Below are 17,059 nucleotides of genomic sequence, written 5' to 3'. Positions count from 1 at the left end.
CGTTCTGGTTCAGCAGGTCAAGCGATCACTTGCCAGTCCAGCGCTTGAGCACCAGGGTGGCGTTGGTGCCGCCGAAGCCGAAGCTGTTGCTCATGATGGTGTCGAGCTTGGCGTTCTCTTCGGTTTTGCGCACGATCGGCAGGTCGGCCACTTCCGGGTCCAGCTCGTCGATGTTGGCGGAGCCGGCGATGAAGTTGTTTTCCATCATCAGCAGGCAGTAGATCGCCTCGTGCACACCTGCGGCGCCCAGCGAGTGACCCGACAGGCTCTTGGTCGAGCTGATTTTCGGGGCGTTGGCGCCGAACACTTCACGCACGCCCTTCATCTCGGCAACGTCGCCGACTGGGGTGGAGGTACCGTGGGTGTTGAGGTAATCGATCGGGCCTTCGACGGTGGACAGCGCCTGCTGCATGCAGCGGATTGCGCCTTCGCCGCTTGGGGCGACCATGTCGTAGCCGTCGGAGGTCGCGCCGTAGCCGACGATTTCGGCGTAGATCTTGGCGCCACGGGCCAGGGCGTGTTCCAGCTCCTCGACCACGACCATGCCGCCACCACCGGCGATGACGAAGCCGTCACGGTCGGCGTCGTAGGCGCGCGAGGCCAGCTCAGGGGTTTCGTTGCGCTTGGTCGACAGCGCGCCCATGGCGTCGAACAGGAACGATTGGCTCCAGTGCTCTTCTTCACCGCCACCGGCGAAGACGATGTCCTGCTTGCCCCACTGGATCTGCTCCAGGGCAGTACCAATGCAGTGCGCGGAGGTGGCACAGGCCGAGGAGATCGAGTAGTTGATGCCCTTGATCTTGAATGGGGTCGCCAGGCACGCCGACACGGTGCTGCCCATGGTGCGGGTGACGCGGTACGGGCCAACCCGCTTGACGCCTTTTTCGCGCAGGGTATCCAGGGCTTCCATCTGGTTCAGCGTCGAGGCGCCGCCGGAACCTGCCACCAGGCCGGTGCGCGGGTTGGAAACTTGCTCTTCGGTCAGGCCCGAGTCCTTGATCGCATCCTGCATCGCCAGGTAGGCGTAGGCGGCGGCGTGACCCACGAAGCGATAGACCTTGCGGTCGATCAGCTCTTCGAGGTTCAGGTCGATGGAGCCGGAAACCTGGCTACGCAGCCCCATTTCCTTGTATTCCGGGTTGTAACGAATGCCCGGACGGCTGTTGCGCAGGTTTTCGGTGACAGTAGCTTTGTCATTGCCCAGGCACGAAACGATGCCCAGACCAGTGATCACGACGCGGCGCATGCGAATAACCCTTAGAAATTGTCAGTGGAGGTGAACACGCCGACCCGCAGGCCTTCGGCGGTGTAGATCTCGCGGCCGTCGACGCTGACCGAGCCATCGGCGATGGCCATGTTCAGCTTGCCCTTCAGGACGCGCTTGATGTGAATGTTGTAGGTGACTTTCTTGGCGGTCGGCAGGACCTGGCCGAAGAATTTCACTTCGCCCGAACCCAGGGCGCGGCCACGGCCTGGCAGGCCCTGCCAGCCGAGGAAGAAGCCAACCAGCTGCCACATCGCATCCAGGCCCAGGCAGCCTGGCATGACGGGGTCGCCTTCGAAGTGGCAGGCGAAGAACCACAGGTCTGGAGTGATATCCAGCTCAGCGACCAATTCACCCTTGCCGAACTTGCCGCCTTCTTCGCTGATATGCGTGATGCGATCCACCATTAGCATGTTCGGGGCGGGTAGTTGCGCATTACCGGGGCCGAACAGCTCACCGCGACTGCAGCGCAGCAGGTCTTCCCGGGTAAAGGCGTTTTGTTTGGTCATGCGAGCTCCTCAATAACCCCCTGCGGCAGGGGACGAATCTTCCCGGCCGGCCCGATTCGCTTTGCGTACGGGGCGGCAGCCTACAGGTAGACTATTGCGTTGTGGTGAAAGTCACAGCGCACCTGGCAAATGAAGTACAGGTGTGCACTGAAATGTTATTTTCAGGGCCGACGAAGGTCCTGTCCAGTCTTTAAGACTGCCGCACTTTAGCATTTATCGCCAGTCGCAACTGTCCGACCGGGTAACCAGCGGCCCAATGTGCGCTGCAGGTCGATGCGTTTGAACGGTTTGCTCAGGTAATCGTCCATGCCAGCGGCCAGGCAACGTTCGCGGTCGCCCTCCAGCGCGTTGGCGGTCAGGGCGATGATCGGCAACGCTGCGCACTGCGGCAGCAGGCGGATGCGCCGGGTAGCTTCGTAGCCGTCTAGCAGCGGCAGGCGGCAGTCCATCAGTACCGCGGCGAATGACTGTTGGCTGACCAGTTCCACCGCTTTGGCACCATCCATGGCCAAGCCGACTTCGAAGCCCAGGCTGCGTAGCATGGCCTCGATGACGCTTTGGTTGACGGGATTGTCTTCTACCAGCAGGACTCGCTCACCGTTGCTGGCCAGTCCCGTGCTCGGCGTTGCGCCCGGGCGCTGGGCCGGCTGGCTGGACAGCGCCAGGGGCATTTCCAGGGTGAACGTCGAGCCCAGGCCCTCGCGGCTTTCGCCACGCAGTTGGCCGCCCATGCGCTCGGCCAGGGTGCGTGCAATCGACAGGCCAAGGCCGGTACCGCCGTAACGCCGCGAGATCGAGCTGTCGGCCTGCTGGAAGGCCATGAACATCATTTCCAGGCGATTGCTGTCGATGCCGATGCCGGTGTCGCGCACGGCGCAGGTGAACCACAGCACCTGGCGGTCGACCACCTGCCAGCGTGCTTCCACGGCCACCTCGCCGCGCTCGGTGAACTTCAGGGCGTTGCCCACCAGGTTGAGCAGAATCTGGCGGATACGTGTCGGGTCGCCCATCACCTGCGGTGGCGCGAGGTCGGCGGGTAATTGCAGGGTCAGTTGCAGGCCGCGCTGTTGGGCGCTGTGCTGGAATGACTGCACGCTACTGCTGATCAACTCGCCGAGGTTGAAGTCGATGTGCTCCAGTTCAAGCGTGGTGCGCTCGATGCGCGAGAAGTCGAGGATATCGTTGATCACCTTGAGCAGGTGGCCGGTGGACTCGCTGGCCACGGCGGTGTATTCGGCCTGCTCGCGGGTCAGGCGGGTGGTTTCGAGCAGTTGCAGCATGCCCAGCACGCCGTTCATGGGGGTGCGCAGCTCGTGGCTCATCATCGCCAGGAAGTCCGACTTGGCGCGGTTGGCCTGCTCGGCTTCCTCACGGGCCTGGATCAACTGCCCCATGGCCTGTTGCTGTTCATGGGCAGCATGTTCCAGCGCGCTGGCCAGGTTGTTGATATGGCGTGCCAGGTGGCCCAGCTCGCTGTCATCGACCACCGGCAGCGGCGCATGGAATTCGCCCTGCTGGATCGCCTCGACCGCATGGCCCATGTCGCTGATCGGCTTGGACAGGCTCATGGCCAGGCGTCGGGCCAGCAGGAAGGTGAACAGCAAGGCGAACAGGGCCAGGATCGCGGCCTTGATCACGATCTCCTGCTGCCGCTGACTGAAGGCATCGTCGGACATGCCCACGATCACCCGTCCCAGGTAATCGTCACCGATGCTTGGCAATTGCGGCTTGCCTTGCAGGAAATCGGTATCCAGGCGGATCCGTTGCAGGCGGATCGGTGCCTGGAACACCTCGACCCGCTGCGCGCGGCTTTGGCTCTCATCGGGTTGTTCGACGTACACCAGAATGTGGTTACGGCTGTCCTGAACCTCGAGAAAGCGCACGTGTGGGATGCTCAAGGTGGCACGCATCAGGCTGTCGAGCACTTCGTTGTTGCCTGAGATCACGCCGTATTCGGAGGCTGGTGCCAACTGGTTGGCGATCAGTTGTCCGGTGTGATTGAGTTCCTGACGCAAGTCCTGGATGCGCACGAAGGTGAAGAAGCTGATCAGCAACAACGTGAGCAGCAGGGCAGGGCCCAGGCTGATGATCTGCGTGCGGGTATGGATGTCCCAGCTCAGGCGTTTGCTCATGGGGTGGGTTCCTCTGCGGCCAGGGCCGCGGCTGCGGCTTGTGGCTCGATGGCTTCAAGTCCCAGGGCGCGCGCAACCTGCTGGTTGCCGCTGACGCTGAAGCGCGCGGGGTAAAGACTGCGTGGCCAATGTGCGGGTGGTTGGTCGAGCAGCTGGTCGAGTACCGCCAGCCAGTCTTCCTGGTCGCTGTAGGTGCTGGCCAGGGCGCCGGCGCGAACGAAGCCGGCATTCGGTCCGATCAGTGCCATCTGCCGGCCATAGCTGCTCAGCAGCACGTTCTTGGCGGACTTGGAGTTGTACAGGTCGGGGTCATCGAGCCCCAGCAGCACGTCGCTATTGGCCAGCAGGTGCTGCAACGGGCGACTGTCGCGCAGGTCCGGCCAGTCCTGGGCAATGATTTCCAGCCCCAGTGGCTTGGCAGCCTGGCGCAGTTCGTCGAGCAGAAAGCGGCTGTGTTCAGCGTATAGCACGCCGATTCGCCGCGCTTGTGGCAGTAGATAGCGGGTCAGGCGCAGTTGCCGGTCCAGTGGCGGGTCGCTCCACAGCAGGCTGAGAAATGCCGGGCGTTCCTTTCCAAGACGCTGTTGGGCTTGTACCCGGCTAACCCGCAGGGCCAGCGCCGGCGGGCCGGGTGTTTCGCCAAGGCGCCAGTCCAGCGCTGGTGTGTCGAGCAGGATCAGGCGGGTGTCGGCTTTCAACTGTCCAGGCCGGGGCAGTTGGGTGACGTTCTCGAAACGCACCTTGTCGTGCGGTCGGCGTTGTTCGAGCGCGTTGACGAAGCTGCGGATGCCGGGTTGCTCCTCGGCGCCCACCAGCAGGATTTCGCCGGCAGACAGCGATCCCAATGGCAGCAGGCAGAGCAGCAGCAAGCGCAGCAGCGCGCCCATCAGAACTCCAGCTCCGCACTCACGCTCAGGCGGTGACGGCTGTCGTAGCGGTTCTGCACGAGCGTGATGGGCTCGTCATCCAGCCGCTGTTGCCACAGGGCTGCCAGTTCCAGATTGCTGCCATGCAGCTTGAAGCGCTTGGCCAGGCGCAGGTCCATGCGCTCATAGCGATAGGTATTGAGGGCATCGTCGCCGTAATAGAAAAGCGCGCTCGACCAACCGTCACCCCACTCGCGCAGCCAGCCTGCCGAGCCACTGTTACGAGCGGTCAGGCGTCGGTCGGCCGGGTTGCTGGCCCAGGCATCGACATAGGCATAGGTAAAGCGCAGCCGATCACGACGGGTAATGCGCCAGTCGAGTTGTGTCTCGCTGCCGCTGAAGCGCGACCTGTTGGTGTTGCTGGCGATGTACTGGTTGTTCTTCAACGGCTCGCTGATCATGCCGGTGATCTCGTCGTAGAACAGTTTTACGTCCACGCTCAGGTCGAGGTCGCTGAAATAGCCGTTGTAGCCCAGCTCGCGCGAGCGCATGCGCTCCTGGTCAAGGTTGCCGGGGCCACGGGTCTTGACGAAGTATTCGCCGTTTTGCAGGCCGTACAGGTTGGGCGTCAGGTTCTTGACCGTGTAGCTCCAGTTGACGTTGTTCTCGAACATGTCCGGGGAGCGGATCGCTTCGGAATACACCGCGCGCAGGCCATGACGCGGGGTGATCAGGTAGTTCACGGCCACGCGTGGGGTGAGTGAATTGCCAGAGAGCTGCGAGCGCTCGTACATGGCCCCGCCCTGAATGATCCAGTGTTCGTCGGCGCGCCATTCGAGCTGGCCGAACAAGCGCCAGGTCTGGTCGTCCAATCGGCCGTTGAAGTAAGTTTGCGAATCCGCTTGATCGTAGCGATAGTTCATGCCGCTGACCAGGCGCAGGCTGTCGGTCAGGCTCAGGGTGTCCTGGACTTCAAGGTCGTAGCGGGTTTCGCGGGTGCTCTGGTCCACATCGCCACAGACCATCTGCTTGCCGTTGGCGGGGCCGGGCTGGTTCCACTGGCTGGCAATCGCATCGATCAGCGCCTGCTCGGTAGGGTTGCCGCCCACATGGATGCCGCCTGCGTTGCGCGCCACTTGCTCGGCGAGGTTGGGGTTCAACTGCCAGAGCCGGGTGAGTTCGGGGCTGAAGGCCAGCGCGGCATCGCATGCACCCCACACCACCTGGCGGTCGAAGTGCTGCGCCGAACCCTGTACGTACAGGCTGTGATCAGGGTTGAAATCGATGTTCCAGCGCACCGAGCCTGCGTAATCCTTGGCATTGACGTCGGCATCGCTGCCGCCCGGGTACTTGCCGAACACCGGCTGGTAGGTATAGGGGCGCTGGTTGCTGCCTTCCTTGGCCGCCAGTTGCCACTCCAGGGTCTGGTCTGGTGTCAGTGCATGGGTGGCACTGAGGTTGATTCGGTTGAGTCGGCGGCTGTCGCGATAGTCGGCGCCGACCTGGTCGTGGTCGAAACCGTCGTCCTGCTGGCCCGAGACCGACAGGCGCAGGTCGCCGCTGTCCCAGCCCAGCCCCTGGCTGATGTAGTAGTCATTGATGCCATCCTGGCCACGGGTGAGCTTCAGTCGCGTTCCGTGGCTGTCGGCGGGGTTGCGCGTGAGGATGTTGACCACAGCCATCAGTGCGTTGGCGCCATAACTGACGGTGTTGGGGCCGCGGAATACCTCAATGCGCTCGATATCCTCCAGTGCCACCGGGATGTCGCTCCAATCCACCGTGGCCAGGCCTGCGCGGTACACCGAGCGGCCGTCGATCAGGACCTGCATGCGTCGGGCGTCACTGACGTTGCTGCCGTGGTAGTTGACCGTGGCCTGGTTGCCGGCGCTGTAGCCGATCATCATGCCTGGCACTAGGCGCAGCAGTTCGGGGATGTCGCGCGCGCCGCTGGCACGGATCAGCTCGCTGTCGAGCACGGTCATGCTGCCTGGCACGGCCGCTGGGGATTGTTTGAGGCGCGTGGCGGTCAGTACCTGGGGCAAGTCCTGATTGTCGATGAACAGGTCGTCGGCAAGGGCTGGGCCGCCGATCAGGGCGGTGAGCAGCATCAGGCGCGGAAAAGGGGGCGTGCCAGCGAACACGGTACGGCCTTGTTTCAGAAATGAATCAGGCATGTTAACTGACCTTCTTCAAGCTGCAAGCTACAAGCGTCAAGCTGCAAGCAAAAGCTGCGCTCAAGTACGGATTTCTTGTCGCTTGTAGCTTGACGCTCGCGGCTTGCCTTTATAATGCGCCGGTCGCCACTTACTTATTGGTTAACGGATTGGATATGACCGAACAGCAACCTGTTGCAGTTCTTGGAGGCGGAAGCTTCGGCACCGCCGTGGCGAACCTGCTGGCGGAAAACGGCCACGCCGTGCGCCAGTGGATGCGCGACCCGGCTCAGGCCGAGGCGATGCGTAACCACCGCGAGAATCCGCGCTACCTCAAGGGTATTCGCCTGCATGATCGGGTCGAGCCGGTCAACGACTTGCTGGGCACCCTGCAAGGCAGCGAGCTGGTGTTCGTCGCCCTGCCGTCGAGCGCCCTGCGTAGCGTGTTGGCGCCGCATGCCGAGCTGCTGGAGGGCAAGGGGCTGGTGAGCCTCACCAAAGGCATCGAGGCGCACAGCTTCAAACTGATGAGCCAAATCCTCGAAGAAATCGCCCCCAAGGCGCGTATCGGCGTGCTGTCCGGCCCCAACCTGGCCCGCGAGATCGCCGAGCACGCCCTGACCGCCACCGTGGTCGCCAGCGAAGACGAATCCCTGTGCCAACAGGTGCAAGCCGTGCTTCATGGGCGCACCTTCCGCGTCTACGCCAGTGCCGACCGCTTTGGTGTCGAGCTGGGCGGTGCGTTGAAGAACGTCTACGCGATCATTTCGGGCATGGCGGTGGCGCTGGACATGGGGGAAAACACCAAGAGCATGCTGATAACCCGTGCCCTGGCCGAAATGACCCGTTTCGCCGTGAGCCAAGGGGCCAACCCCATGACGTTCCTGGGCCTGGCCGGGGTGGGCGACCTGATCGTGACCTGCTCCTCGCCCAAAAGCCGCAACTATCAAGTCGGGCATGCCCTGGGGCAGGGCCTGTCGCTGGAGGAGGCCGTCAACCGCCTGGGCGAGGTGGCCGAAGGAGTCAACACCCTCAAGGTACTCAAGGCCAAGGCCCAGGAAGTGAACGTCTACATGCCGCTGGTGGCCGGACTGCATGCGATTCTCTTCGAGGGTCGCACCTTGGGCCAGGTGATCGAACACCTCATGCGTGCCGAGCCCAAGACCGACGTCGATTTCATTTCTACCAGCGGTTTCAATTGAACCTAAGGAGTGACACATGAACGATACGCCGCAACGCGCCCAGCGCGAGTCGATCATCCTGCGGGTGCTGTGGATGCTGGTGTTCCTGGTGGTCTGGCAGCTCGCTGAATTGCTGCTGGGGGGGCTGGTGCTGGTGCAGTTGATTTACCGTCTGGTTTATGGGGCGCCCAGCGCCAGCCTGATGAATTTCGGTGACAGCCTCAGCCAGTACCTGTCACAGATCGGTCGTTTCGGCAGCTTCCACAGCGACCAGAAGCCCTGGCCGTTCGCTGACTGGCCGACGCCCCGCGCCGCAGAAGGCGAGGCCCCCCATGTCGTCGCCCCAGCGCCACATCCGGTGCGCGACGAGGAGCCAAAACTGTGAAACTGTGGGTGTTGCGCCACGGTGAGGCGCAGCCGCGCGCCAACACTGACGCCGAGCGCAAGCTGACCGCCCACGGCCGCGAACAAGTTCTGCACAGTGCAGCGCGTCTGCTGGGTCAACCGTTGCAGGCCATCGTCGCCAGCCCATACATACGCGCTCAACAGACTGCCGCATTGGTACACGCCGCGCTCGGGCTTGCCGAGCCGGTATACACGGTGCCGTGGCTCACGCCCGAGAGCGATCCACAGCAGGTGTGCACTGAGCTCGGGCACCTGGGGCTTTCGCACGTACTGCTGGTCAGCCACCAACCCTTGGTCGGTTCCCTGGTTTGCCTGCTGGCGCACGGCCATTCCCAGCATCCGGCGCCGTTGAGTACCGCCAGCCTTGCTGAACTCGAAGGCGATTGGCCGCTAGCGGGTTTGATGACCTTGCGTGCGCTTCATCATCCAGAATGAGCCTGGCAACTGGTATTTTTGTCAGTTGTAGCGCCGTCCGTCAGCTTGATAGCGTTTCACCAGTACAGGTGTGCGTAGCGAGCTGACGGAGACCGGCATGAGTGGCCGATGGGTGGATCTGATGTGTTCGGTTGACTTGCAGCCGACCCTTGTAAAGGTGCAAGGCGCGCAGATGCTCGACTTTGCCGAGTACAGCCTGTTGCGTGAATCCGCCGAGGCCAAGCTGTACCAATTGATGGGAACGGTGCGTCGGCGTGATGGCACCGCCCAAGGTGCGCAGTTCGATGGCGAGCAGGAGCTGCGTCACCTGCAGGAAGCCAGCGTGCGCATGGCGCATCTGTTGCAGAGCAGTTGCCTGGCGCTGCGCCGGCTTAACCTGGAGTACAACGACCAGCGCCTGGCACGTGAGGCGCTGGAGCACCAACTGGCGTATATCCAGGCTTGCCTGCACCGCTCCATGAACAGCTTCTCATGACCTGAACGCCCTTGGCGATGACCTTTCCGGACGTTGCCGCCTCCCTTGCCATTGCCGAAAATGGGTCATCATTTTCGTACATAGCAGGCGGCCATGTCGCAGCAGATCTTCTTCGCCCATGCCAACGGTTTCCCCTCGGCGACCTACGGCAAACTGTTCGATGCCCTGGCGCCGGACTACGCGGTGCGGCACCTGGGGCAGCACGCCCATGACCCACGCTTTCCGGTGAACGACAATTGGCAGAACCTGGTGGATGAACTGCTGCATCACCTGGCCCAGCAGGACGCGCCGGTATGGGGTGTCGGTCACTCGCTGGGGGGTGTGCTGCATCTGCATGCGGCATTGCGCTGCCCGCAGTACTACCGAGGTGTAGTCATGCTCGACTCGCCTGTGCTGACCCGTGTCGACCAATGGCTGATCCAGGCGGCCAAGCGCTGGGGCTTCATCGACCGTATCACACCGGCCGGACGCACCTTGGGTCGGCGCGAGGCATTTCCCGATCGTGACAGCGCGCGGCGTTATTTCGCCGGCAAGACGCTGTTTCGTCACTTCGACCCAGAATGCCTGGAGGCCTACCTGCAACACGGACTGGAGGAGGCCGACGGTGGATTGCGCCTGCGTTTCGATCCGGCCATCGAAATCAGTATCTACCGCAGCATCCCGCATGTCAGTCCCGTGCCGCCGCGTCAGTTGCAGGTGCCTCTTGCCGTGGTACGTGGCGCTCAGAGTCGGGTGATCCGTCGTCACCATGCCCTGAGCGTGCGCGGCATTGACCGTGGCGAATACCACAGTCTGCCGGGCGGGCACATGTTTCCGCTGGAGCGCCCCGTCGATACCGCGAGCCTTATCAAGGGCCTGTTCGACCGCTGGGGGCAGGCATGATCCCGAACGTGGAGGAGGTCCGCCTGTCATTGGGCCACATCGAGCTGGCCGCGCACCTGTTCGGGCCTGCCGATGGCTTGCCAGTGATCGCCCTGCACGGCTGGTTGGACAATGCCAACAGCTTCGCGCGCCTAGCGCCGCAGCTCAAAGGCCTACGCATTGTTGCCCTGGACCTGGCCGGGCATGGCTACTCCGAGCATCGTCCTGCGGGCGCGGGCTACGCCCTGGCCGATTATGCTCACGATGTCCTGCGGGTAGCCGAGCAGATGGGCTGGGCGCGCTTCGGCCTGCTTGGTCACTCGCTGGGTGCGATCATCTCGGTGCAGTTGGCCGGTGCCTTGCCTGATCGGGTAAGCCACCTGGCATTGATCGACGGCGTGGTGCCGCCCACCGGCACCGAGCAGGACGCCGCCGAACGCCTGGGCATGGCCTTGCAGGCGCAGATGCGCCTTGAGGGTAAGCGCAAGACGGTATACGCCTCGTTGCAGGATGGCGTGCAGGCGCGCATGAAGGGCATGGTGGCGGTCAGTCGCGAGGCGGCCGAGTTGTTGGCTCAGCGCGGTCTCATGCCGGTGCCCGGAGGCTACAGCTGGCGCAGCGACAGCCGCCTGACCTTGCCATCGCCGCAGCGTCTGAGTCAGGCCCAGGCCATGGCCTTCGTGCGCCGCGTGAGCTGCCCGAGCTGCCTGGTGGTGGCGGCCGATGGCATGCTGGCGCGCCACGCGCAGTTGCTGGAGCAGCTACCCTTCGAGCAGGTGCTGCTTCCAGGGGGCCATCACCTGCACCTGAACGACCTTCAGGGGGCGTCCCTTGTTGCAGACTGTTTCAATCGCTTCTTTGGCTTTCCTTGACTTGCTCCGGGCAAGTGTCGAGGCTTGGCGGCTTGAAAGGAGACAGCCATGTACATGCCAGACCGCCACCACACCCCGTCCCGCAGCCATGAGGGCTGCCGATGAGCACATTGTTTTTCATCCGTAGCGCCGCCGTCTGCCTGGCCTTGGCCAGCCCACTGCTGTCGGCCTCAGCGTTACCCGTTCCGCAAGATGCCAAGGTCGTCGATCAACGTCCGGCCGTGGCGCAGGAGCGGGTCTACCCCCTTGGCCCACTGCGCAAGATCAGTGGCCGCCTGCGTGTCGAGGATAAGGTCGAGAGCCGAGGCCAAGTCAGTTCGATCACCTATGAGTTACCGGTAGAGCGCAGCGCCCGCGAAGCCTTTACCAGCGCCCGTGAAGCGTTGCAGAAGGACGGCGGCTACCCGCTGTTCTGGTGCCAGGGCCGCGACTGCGGCGAAGCCAGCCTGTGGGCCAACGATGTATTTGCCAATGCCCGCCTCAATGGCGGCGATGAGCAGCAGGCGTTCATCCTGCTACGCCGCTCCGCCGACGAGGCTGACACCCTCGTGGCGTTATACAGCGTGACGCGCGGCAACCGCCGCGCCTACCTGCATGTGGAAGAGTTCGTTGCCGAACGCCCACTGGGCGACATACTGCCCACCGCGGCAACTGTGCTGCGCGAATTGCGCGACACCGGCAAGCTGGATTACCCGGACCTCGCCGAGCCGCAGGACAGCTGGGCGGCGTTGCTGGCTCGCAGCCTGAACCTCGACAGTACCTTGCGCGCTAGCCTCAGCGGCGAGCGTGCCGAGGCCTGGCGCGAGCAACTGGTCAAGGCCGGGGTACGTAACGCCCGGCTCGAGGTGGGTACCGCGCCTACCGATGGGCTGCACGTTGAGTTGATCCGTTGAACGAGGGCCCTATGCTCAACAACGATCGTCTGCTGGTTCAGATTCTGCTGTTGACGCTGTTGGGGGCTGCCCTGTGGGTGATGGCACCGTTCATTTCGGCCTTGCTGTGGGGGGCTATCCTGGCGTTTGCCAGTTGGCCGCTGATGCGTTTGCTCACGCGTTGGCTGGGAGGGCGCGAGACCCTCGCGGCCAGCCTGCTGACCATGGCCTGGATCCTGATCGTGGCTCTGCCGCTGGTGTGGCTGGGGTTCAACCTGGCTGACCATATTCGCGATGCCACCGTTTTCGTGCGTGACATACAAGTCGACGGCCTGCCAGATGCACCGGCCTGGGTCGCCGGCATTCCCTTTGTCGGTGACCGCGTGGTGGGCTGGTGGCAGTCCCTTGACCAGCAGGGCGCGGCGATACTGGCGTCGGCCAAGCCTTATTTTGGGCAGGTCGGCAACTGGTTACTGGCGCGTAGCGCACAGATCGGCAGCGGCGTGCTGGAGCTGACCCTGAGTCTGGTGTTCGTGTTCTTCTTCTACCGCGACGGCCCGCGTCTGGCCGCGTTCGTGCAACGCCTGCTGCAACGGCTGGTGGGCGAGCGCGCGGAGTACTACGTGGAATTGGTGGCCGGCACCGTACAGCGTGTGGTCAACGGTGTGATCGGCACCGCCGCTGCCCAGGGACTGTTGGCGCTGATCGGCTTTCTGATCGCTGGAGTGCCTGGCGCCATCGTGCTGGGCCTGGTGACTTTCATGCTCAGCCTGATTCCGATGGGCCCGCCGCTGGCCTGGATACCTGCCACCGGCTGGCTGGTGTGGAAGGGCGACTACGGCATGGCGGTGTTCCTGGGGATCTGGGGCACGTTCATCATCAGCGGGGTAGACAACGTGCTCAAACCCTACCTGATCAGCCGTGGCGGCAACCTGCCGCTGGTGATCGTATTGCTGGGAGTGTTCGGCGGTCTGCTCGCCTTCGGCTTCATCGGGTTGTTCATCGGGCCGACGCTGCTGGCGGTGGGCTACAGCCTGCTGCTGGACTGGAGCCGGCATTCCGGGCAGGACGTGGCGCAGCGCTGACCCGCAGGGTCCTGTCGTGACCTGATTTGCCGGAGGCACTGGCAAGAATCATCTCAGCACGTAGGCATGCTTCCTGAGCGCCTCTGCCGAGCTTGGCCCGAGGCAGTGGCCAAGCATGTGCAGTTTGAGAAAGGGTAATCTGGGTACTGGCGCTGTCGGTATGTCGACTTAACTGGCGCAAGAGGTTTTCGTTCAGACACAAAAAAGCCCGCGCAAGGCGGGCTTTTTTGAATGTTTGGTCGGAGAGACAGGATTCGAACCTGCGGCCTTCTCGTCCCGAACGAGACGCGCTACCTGGCTGCGCTACACTCCGATGTGCAAAATGCTACTGCATCGTTTTTTTCAACGCAACCCCTTGTTGCAAAAAGGAGTTGCGCTCAAATGCAGGGTCTGGATTACAGCTCTTTGACGGTACGAATCTGGTCCTTGTTGATGCGCGTACGCTTGCCGTCGAGCTGTTCGAATTCGTAGAAGCCGGAGTCTTCGTCGTAGCTTGGGGTATCCACCGCCTGGATCTCGCGGCCATCGTTCAGGGTGATGACGGCAGGCGAGGCGCAGCCGGCGAGCGTGCCAAGGCCCAGGGCGAGCAGGAAGGCGCAAAGGGGACGTGGGATCATCGTGATTCTCCATTACGGGGGTGCTGTATGACTGGTAAGACGCAGTGCGTCCACGCAAGTTCCTTGCCCAGTGCAGCATAGACCTTCAGTTGCGACATTGACCCGCAACAACGGCCGGGTCGGGGCAGGTGGCCTGTGATATAAAAGCCGTCACTTCAAGACATCCTGCGACGGACCCCATGAAAGCCAAGGCAGACACTCCCTTCGTAGCGCTGAACATCGCCGTGCTTACGGTCAGCGACACCCGTACTTTCGACACCGACACCTCTGGCCAGTTGTTCGTCGACCGCCTCACCGCCGCCGGCCATCAGCTTGCAGCTCGGGTGCTGCTCAAGGACGACCTGTACAAGATCCGCGCACAGGTTGCCAACTGGATCGCCGACGAGCAGGTACAAGTTGTGTTGATCACCGGTGGTACCGGCTTTACTGGCCGTGACAGCACCCCAGAAGCGGTGACCTGCCTGCTGGACAAGCAAGTCGAGGGTTTCGGCGAGCTGTTCCGACAGATCTCGGTGGCCGACATCGGCACCTCCACCGTGCAATCCCGTGCCTTGGCTGGCTTGGCCAACGGAACGTTGGTGTGCTGCCTGCCGGGGTCGACCAATGCGGTACGTACGGGTTGGGACGGGATCCTTGCCGAGCAGTTGGACAGCCGTCATCGTCCGTGCAATTTCGTGCCGCACCTGAAGCAGGCAGCGGCCTGTGAAAGCCGTGGCTGAGGCCGTGCCGGGCCGGTCGTTGATGCCGGTGGAAGAAGCTCTGGAGCGCCTGCTGGCGCTGGCCGAGGCGACGCCGATCAGAGGCACCGAAAGCATCGCGCTGGCCGATGCCGAAGGTCGGGTGCTGGCCCGTGAGCTGGTGGCCGCACTCGATCTGCCGCCTTGGCCCAACAGTGCCATGGATGGCTATGCCTTGCGCCTGGCTGATTGTCACGGCGAGCCGTTGCCGGTCAGCCAGCGCATCTTCGCAGGGCATGCGCCGCAGCCTCTGCAAGCTGGCACCTGCGCCCGGATCTTCACCGGTGCTCCGTTGCCCGAAGGCGCCGACTGCGTCGAGATGCAGGAAAACACCGAGGTGCTCGAAGATGGCCGGGTGCGCTTGCTCGAACCGTTGGCTTTGGGCGCCAACGTGCGCCCCAAGGGCCAGGAAACCCGTACTGGCGAGGTGGTGATGCACGCCGGCACGCGGTTAGGGCCTATCGAGTTGGGGCTGGCAGCCACGCTGGGCGTCGCCGAGCTGGAGGTGGTGCGTCGGCCACGCGTAGCGGTGCTGTCGACCGGCGACGAGCTGGTCGAGCCTGGGCGGGCGCTTGGGCCTGGGCAGATCTACAACAGCAACCGACGTCTGTTGGTCAGTTGGTTGCAGCGCTTGGGTTGCGAGGTGATCGATGCCGGTATCCTCGCCGATGATCTTGCGCTGACCCGCCAATGCCTGGCAGGGCTGGGCGATGTCGACCTGATTCTGTCCACTGGCGGCGTTTCGGTCGGTGAGGCCGACTACCTGGGACTGGCCTTGCGCGAGGCGGGCGAGCTGGCCCTGTGGAAGCTGGCGATCAAACCGGGCAAGCCACTGACATTCGGGCACTACCAAGGGGTGCCGGTCATTGGCTTGCCGGGTAATCCAGCCTCGACCCTGGTCACCTTCGGACTGCTTGCCCGGCCTTACCTGCTGCGTCGCCACGGCGTGACCGACGTCACACCGCTGCGTTTCCAGGTGCCTGCCGGGTTCGACTGGCCCAAGGCGGGCAATCGACGTGAATACCTGCGCGCGCGGATCGAAGACGGTCGGGTGCGCATCTACAAGAACCAAAGCTCGGGCGTACTGCGCAGTGCAGCCTGGGCCGAGGGCCTGGTGGAAGTGCGCGAGGGCAGCATGCCAGGCCAGGGTGAGCTGGTGCCGTTCATTCCGTTCAGCGAGCTACTTGGCTAGCACGCTACGCAGCGGTACGGCGCTGGCCGGTGCCAGTTGCGACAAGCGCATGTGCACGTTTTCCAACTGCTGGGCGGCCACGCTCCAGTCGTGACGTTGACGGGCGAACTGGCGTCCGGCCTCGCCCAGTTGCGCCATGCGCAGCGGTTGATTGAGCAGTTGGGTGATCATCAGGGCCAACTGGTCGCTGTCGTCGCAGCTCATATAGTGTTCACCCGGATTGCCCGCAAGGCCGGAAACGCCCTTGCCGGTGGTAATAACCGGCAGGCCGGCAGCCATGGCTTCGAGGATTTTCACTTTGGAGCCTCCGGCGTAGCGCAGCGGTGCGAAGAACAGCGCCGAGCGCCGTTGCAGCTCGCGCAGGTCGGGTCGATAGCCCACCCACTCGATACGCGGATCATTCCAGTGCAGCTTCCAGCTGGCGGGCAGGGCGTGTCCGGCAATCGCCAGGCGCACCGCCGGATTGCTCATCCACACCTGAGGCAGGATCTCTTCGAGCGCCCACTCGATGGCCTCCAGGTTGGCACCGTACTCGAAGTTGCCAACGAACAGCAGCCGCTGGCTGTGCAGGGCGGGGCGCACGTCCTGGTAGTGCTGGGAGTCGACGCCATTGACCACCACACTCACCAAGCGCCCGCTGATCTGCCCGATCAGATCGGCGTCGTGGCCGCTCACGGCCACCACTTCGCTGGGTTGGCGCAGCACGCGTTGTTCCCAGCGCCGATAGCGCCAGCGGTCGAAGGCGTTGAGTGGGCGCAGCCACAGTGGCAGGCGGTCGTGTACAGCGCTGCCCATCACCGATTCGAGGGTATGTTCGCTGAGCATGTACGGTAGGCCACGCGCCTGCAGGGCTTTCTCGAAGGGCTGAAAGCTGTAGCTGTGTTCGATCTGGATCACATCCCATGGCTCATCCAGCAATTGCTCGAAGCGATGCCGCAGGCACGGCGCCAAGCCATTGATGATCGCGCGCATGGGATAGTCGATGATCGGAGAGGCCAGCAGGTTCAGAGGACTGTGGACGGCCCTGCGAGGCAGCACGATCAAGCGTTCGAGTAGCGGTTGCAGTGCTTGCTGCGCAGTCTCCGACAACGGCACCTTGGACTGCACCAGCAGTGTGATGCGATGGCCACGTGCGGCCAGTGCGCGTAGCAGGTGGTATTGCCGGGTCTTGCAGCCACTGGTGGTGGGCCAAGGCAGATAAGGCAGGGTCCAGAGGATGCGCATGAATCCGAAGCCTCGTCGTCGGCTGGGTAGCAGGTTAGGTATCAATACAGCGTAGGTGGTCTTGATTGCGGGTTGGGCACAGAGGCGGTTTGCGCGACAGGTGGTCAACAAAATGACTTCTACCGTCAGGGGAGCGCACGTTGGCCAAATAGTTGTCACTGCTCGGGCGTCTGGTGTCT

Annotated in this window: 17 protein-coding genes and 1 tRNA gene; 10 read left to right on the top strand and 8 right to left on the bottom strand. The window is 63.3% G+C overall.

What is annotated here, in order from left to right:
• Positions 1-25: 25 nt before the first annotated feature.
• The 5 genes from fabB to FEM01_RS14475 all read right to left on the bottom strand — a co-directional run bounded on the left by fabB (position 26) and on the right by FEM01_RS14475 (position 6,945).
• Positions 26-1,246: a beta-ketoacyl-ACP synthase I gene (gene fabB, locus FEM01_RS14495; protein ID WP_138220178.1), complete on the bottom strand. Its 1,221-nt coding sequence runs from the start codon at positions 1,244-1,246 to the stop codon at positions 26-28.
• An 11-nt stretch (positions 1,247-1,257) separates the two neighbouring features.
• Positions 1,258-1,773: a 3-hydroxyacyl-[acyl-carrier-protein] dehydratase FabA gene (gene fabA, locus FEM01_RS14490; RefSeq protein ID WP_138220177.1), complete on the bottom strand. Its 516-nt coding sequence runs from the start codon at positions 1,771-1,773 to the stop codon at positions 1,258-1,260.
• 206 nt (positions 1,774-1,979) lie between these two features.
• Positions 1,980-3,905, bottom strand: a complete 1,926-nt coding sequence (locus FEM01_RS14485) for an ATP-binding protein (RefSeq protein WP_138220176.1) — start codon at positions 3,903-3,905, stop codon at positions 1,980-1,982.
• On the bottom strand, positions 3,902-4,792 hold the full coding sequence (locus tag FEM01_RS14480) for an ABC transporter substrate-binding protein (protein ID WP_138220175.1): 891 nt from the start codon (positions 4,790-4,792) through the stop codon (positions 3,902-3,904). The genes FEM01_RS14485 and FEM01_RS14480 overlap by 4 nt, the downstream gene beginning before the upstream one ends.
• Entirely contained in the window at positions 4,792-6,945 is a 2,154-nt protein-coding gene (locus tag FEM01_RS14475; protein WP_171030966.1) for a TonB-dependent receptor plug domain-containing protein, read from the bottom strand. Before FEM01_RS14475 ends, FEM01_RS14480 begins: the two co-directional genes overlap by 1 nt.
• A gap of 155 nt (positions 6,946-7,100) precedes the next feature.
• On the opposite strand from FEM01_RS14475, the gene FEM01_RS14470 reads away from it, so the two are divergent.
• From FEM01_RS14470 to FEM01_RS14435, 8 genes are all read left to right on the top strand, one after another.
• Complete coding sequence (locus FEM01_RS14470) at positions 7,101-8,126, top strand: NAD(P)H-dependent glycerol-3-phosphate dehydrogenase (RefSeq protein WP_138220174.1); 1,026 nt, start codon at positions 7,101-7,103, stop codon at positions 8,124-8,126.
• Positions 8,127-8,142: 16 nt separating this feature from the next.
• Positions 8,143-8,490 carry a DUF4389 domain-containing protein gene (locus FEM01_RS14465; protein ID WP_138220173.1) on the top strand — a complete coding sequence of 116 codons (348 nt, stop codon included), beginning with the start codon at positions 8,143-8,145 and terminating at the stop codon, positions 8,488-8,490.
• Positions 8,487-8,945 carry a phosphohistidine phosphatase SixA gene (sixA, locus tag FEM01_RS14460; protein WP_138220172.1) on the top strand — a complete coding sequence of 153 codons (459 nt, stop codon included), beginning with the start codon at positions 8,487-8,489 and terminating at the stop codon, positions 8,943-8,945. The genes FEM01_RS14465 and sixA overlap by 4 nt, the downstream gene beginning before the upstream one ends.
• Before the next feature lie 97 nt (positions 8,946-9,042).
• Positions 9,043-9,420, top strand: coding sequence for a hypothetical protein (locus tag FEM01_RS14455; RefSeq protein ID WP_138220171.1), 378 nt, complete (start codon positions 9,043-9,045; stop codon positions 9,418-9,420).
• Between the two features lie 93 nt (positions 9,421-9,513).
• Entirely contained in the window at positions 9,514-10,302 is a 789-nt protein-coding gene (locus FEM01_RS14450) for an alpha/beta fold hydrolase (RefSeq protein WP_138220170.1), read from the top strand.
• Positions 10,299-11,153 carry an alpha/beta hydrolase gene (locus FEM01_RS14445; RefSeq protein WP_138220169.1) on the top strand — a complete coding sequence of 285 codons (855 nt, stop codon included), beginning with the start codon at positions 10,299-10,301 and terminating at the stop codon, positions 11,151-11,153. The genes FEM01_RS14450 and FEM01_RS14445 overlap by 4 nt, the downstream gene beginning before the upstream one ends.
• Positions 11,154-11,254: 101 nt before the next feature.
• Positions 11,255-12,046 (top strand): DUF4892 domain-containing protein, encoded by a 792-nt coding sequence (locus FEM01_RS14440; protein ID WP_138220168.1) that lies wholly within the window; start codon positions 11,255-11,257, stop codon positions 12,044-12,046.
• A gap of 11 nt (positions 12,047-12,057) precedes the next feature.
• Positions 12,058-13,110 (top strand): AI-2E family transporter, encoded by a 1,053-nt coding sequence (locus tag FEM01_RS14435; protein WP_138220167.1) that lies wholly within the window; start codon positions 12,058-12,060, stop codon positions 13,108-13,110.
• A gap of 236 nt (positions 13,111-13,346) precedes the next feature.
• Here FEM01_RS14435 and FEM01_RS14430 read toward each other — a convergent pair.
• Together FEM01_RS14430 and FEM01_RS14425 are read right to left on the bottom strand one after the other, a co-directional pair.
• Positions 13,347-13,423 (bottom strand) — tRNA-Pro (locus FEM01_RS14430).
• An 82-nt stretch (positions 13,424-13,505) separates the two neighbouring features.
• Positions 13,506-13,727 (bottom strand): YgdI/YgdR family lipoprotein, encoded by a 222-nt coding sequence (locus tag FEM01_RS14425; RefSeq protein WP_138220166.1) that lies wholly within the window; start codon positions 13,725-13,727, stop codon positions 13,506-13,508.
• Between the two features lie 179 nt (positions 13,728-13,906).
• Here FEM01_RS14425 and moaB point away from each other — a divergent pair, with 179 nt between their 5' ends.
• Complete coding sequence (gene moaB, locus FEM01_RS14420) at positions 13,907-14,446, top strand: molybdenum cofactor biosynthesis protein B (protein WP_138220165.1); 540 nt, start codon at positions 13,907-13,909, stop codon at positions 14,444-14,446.
• Between the two features lie 22 nt (positions 14,447-14,468).
• Complete coding sequence (locus FEM01_RS14415; protein WP_171030969.1) at positions 14,469-15,656, top strand: molybdopterin molybdotransferase MoeA; 1,188 nt, start codon at positions 14,469-14,471, stop codon at positions 15,654-15,656.
• On the opposite strand, the gene FEM01_RS14410 is transcribed toward FEM01_RS14415, so the two are convergent.
• Positions 15,645-16,880, bottom strand: coding sequence for a glycosyltransferase family 4 protein (locus FEM01_RS14410; protein ID WP_138220163.1), 1,236 nt, complete (start codon positions 16,878-16,880; stop codon positions 15,645-15,647). The two genes, FEM01_RS14415 and FEM01_RS14410, sit on opposite strands and share 12 nt — an antisense overlap.
• Positions 16,881-17,059 lie beyond the last annotated feature (179 nt).

It is taken from the genome of Pseudomonas mosselii (genome assembly GCF_005796105.1).
GTDB classification, from domain to species: Bacteria; Pseudomonadota; Gammaproteobacteria; order Pseudomonadales; family Pseudomonadaceae; genus Aquipseudomonas; species Aquipseudomonas mosselii_C.
Note: the sequence above shows the minus strand (reverse complement) of the source record. Positions and strands in the feature narration are given on the sequence as shown.

What these genes read in the sequence shown, in the direction of transcription:
- moaB (WP_138220165.1), top strand. Translation starts at nt 13,907, where the DNA reads ATGAAAGCCAAGGCAGACACTCCCTTCGTAGCGCTGAACATCGCCGTG.
- FEM01_RS14470 (WP_138220174.1), top strand. Translation starts at nt 7,101, where the DNA reads ATGACCGAACAGCAACCTGTTGCAGTTCTTGGAGGCGGAAGCTTCGGC.
- FEM01_RS14425 (WP_138220166.1), bottom strand. Translation starts at nt 13,727, where the DNA reads ATGATCCCACGTCCCCTTTGCGCCTTCCTGCTCGCCCTGGGCCTTGGC.
- FEM01_RS14485 (WP_138220176.1), bottom strand. Translation starts at nt 3,905, where the DNA reads ATGAGCAAACGCCTGAGCTGGGACATCCATACCCGCACGCAGATCATC.
- FEM01_RS14440 (WP_138220168.1), top strand. Translation starts at nt 11,255, where the DNA reads ATGAGCACATTGTTTTTCATCCGTAGCGCCGCCGTCTGCCTGGCCTTG.
- fabB (WP_138220178.1), bottom strand. Translation starts at nt 1,246, where the DNA reads ATGCGCCGCGTCGTGATCACTGGTCTGGGCATCGTTTCGTGCCTGGGC.
- FEM01_RS14410 (WP_138220163.1), bottom strand. Translation starts at nt 16,880, where the DNA reads ATGCGCATCCTCTGGACCCTGCCTTATCTGCCTTGGCCCACCACCAGT.
- FEM01_RS14450 (WP_138220170.1), top strand. Translation starts at nt 9,514, where the DNA reads ATGTCGCAGCAGATCTTCTTCGCCCATGCCAACGGTTTCCCCTCGGCG.
- FEM01_RS14415 (WP_171030969.1), top strand. Translation starts at nt 14,469, where the DNA reads ATGCCGGTGGAAGAAGCTCTGGAGCGCCTGCTGGCGCTGGCCGAGGCG.
- FEM01_RS14435 (WP_138220167.1), top strand. Translation starts at nt 12,058, where the DNA reads ATGCTCAACAACGATCGTCTGCTGGTTCAGATTCTGCTGTTGACGCTG.
- FEM01_RS14475 (WP_171030966.1), bottom strand. Translation starts at nt 6,945, where the DNA reads ATGCCTGATTCATTTCTGAAACAAGGCCGTACCGTGTTCGCTGGCACG.
- FEM01_RS14480 (WP_138220175.1), bottom strand. Translation starts at nt 4,792, where the DNA reads ATGGGCGCGCTGCTGCGCTTGCTGCTGCTCTGCCTGCTGCCATTGGGA.
- FEM01_RS14445 (WP_138220169.1), top strand. Translation starts at nt 10,299, where the DNA reads ATGATCCCGAACGTGGAGGAGGTCCGCCTGTCATTGGGCCACATCGAG.
- fabA (WP_138220177.1), bottom strand. Translation starts at nt 1,773, where the DNA reads ATGACCAAACAAAACGCCTTTACCCGGGAAGACCTGCTGCGCTGCAGT.
- FEM01_RS14455 (WP_138220171.1), top strand. Translation starts at nt 9,043, where the DNA reads ATGAGTGGCCGATGGGTGGATCTGATGTGTTCGGTTGACTTGCAGCCG.
- FEM01_RS14465 (WP_138220173.1), top strand. Translation starts at nt 8,143, where the DNA reads ATGAACGATACGCCGCAACGCGCCCAGCGCGAGTCGATCATCCTGCGG.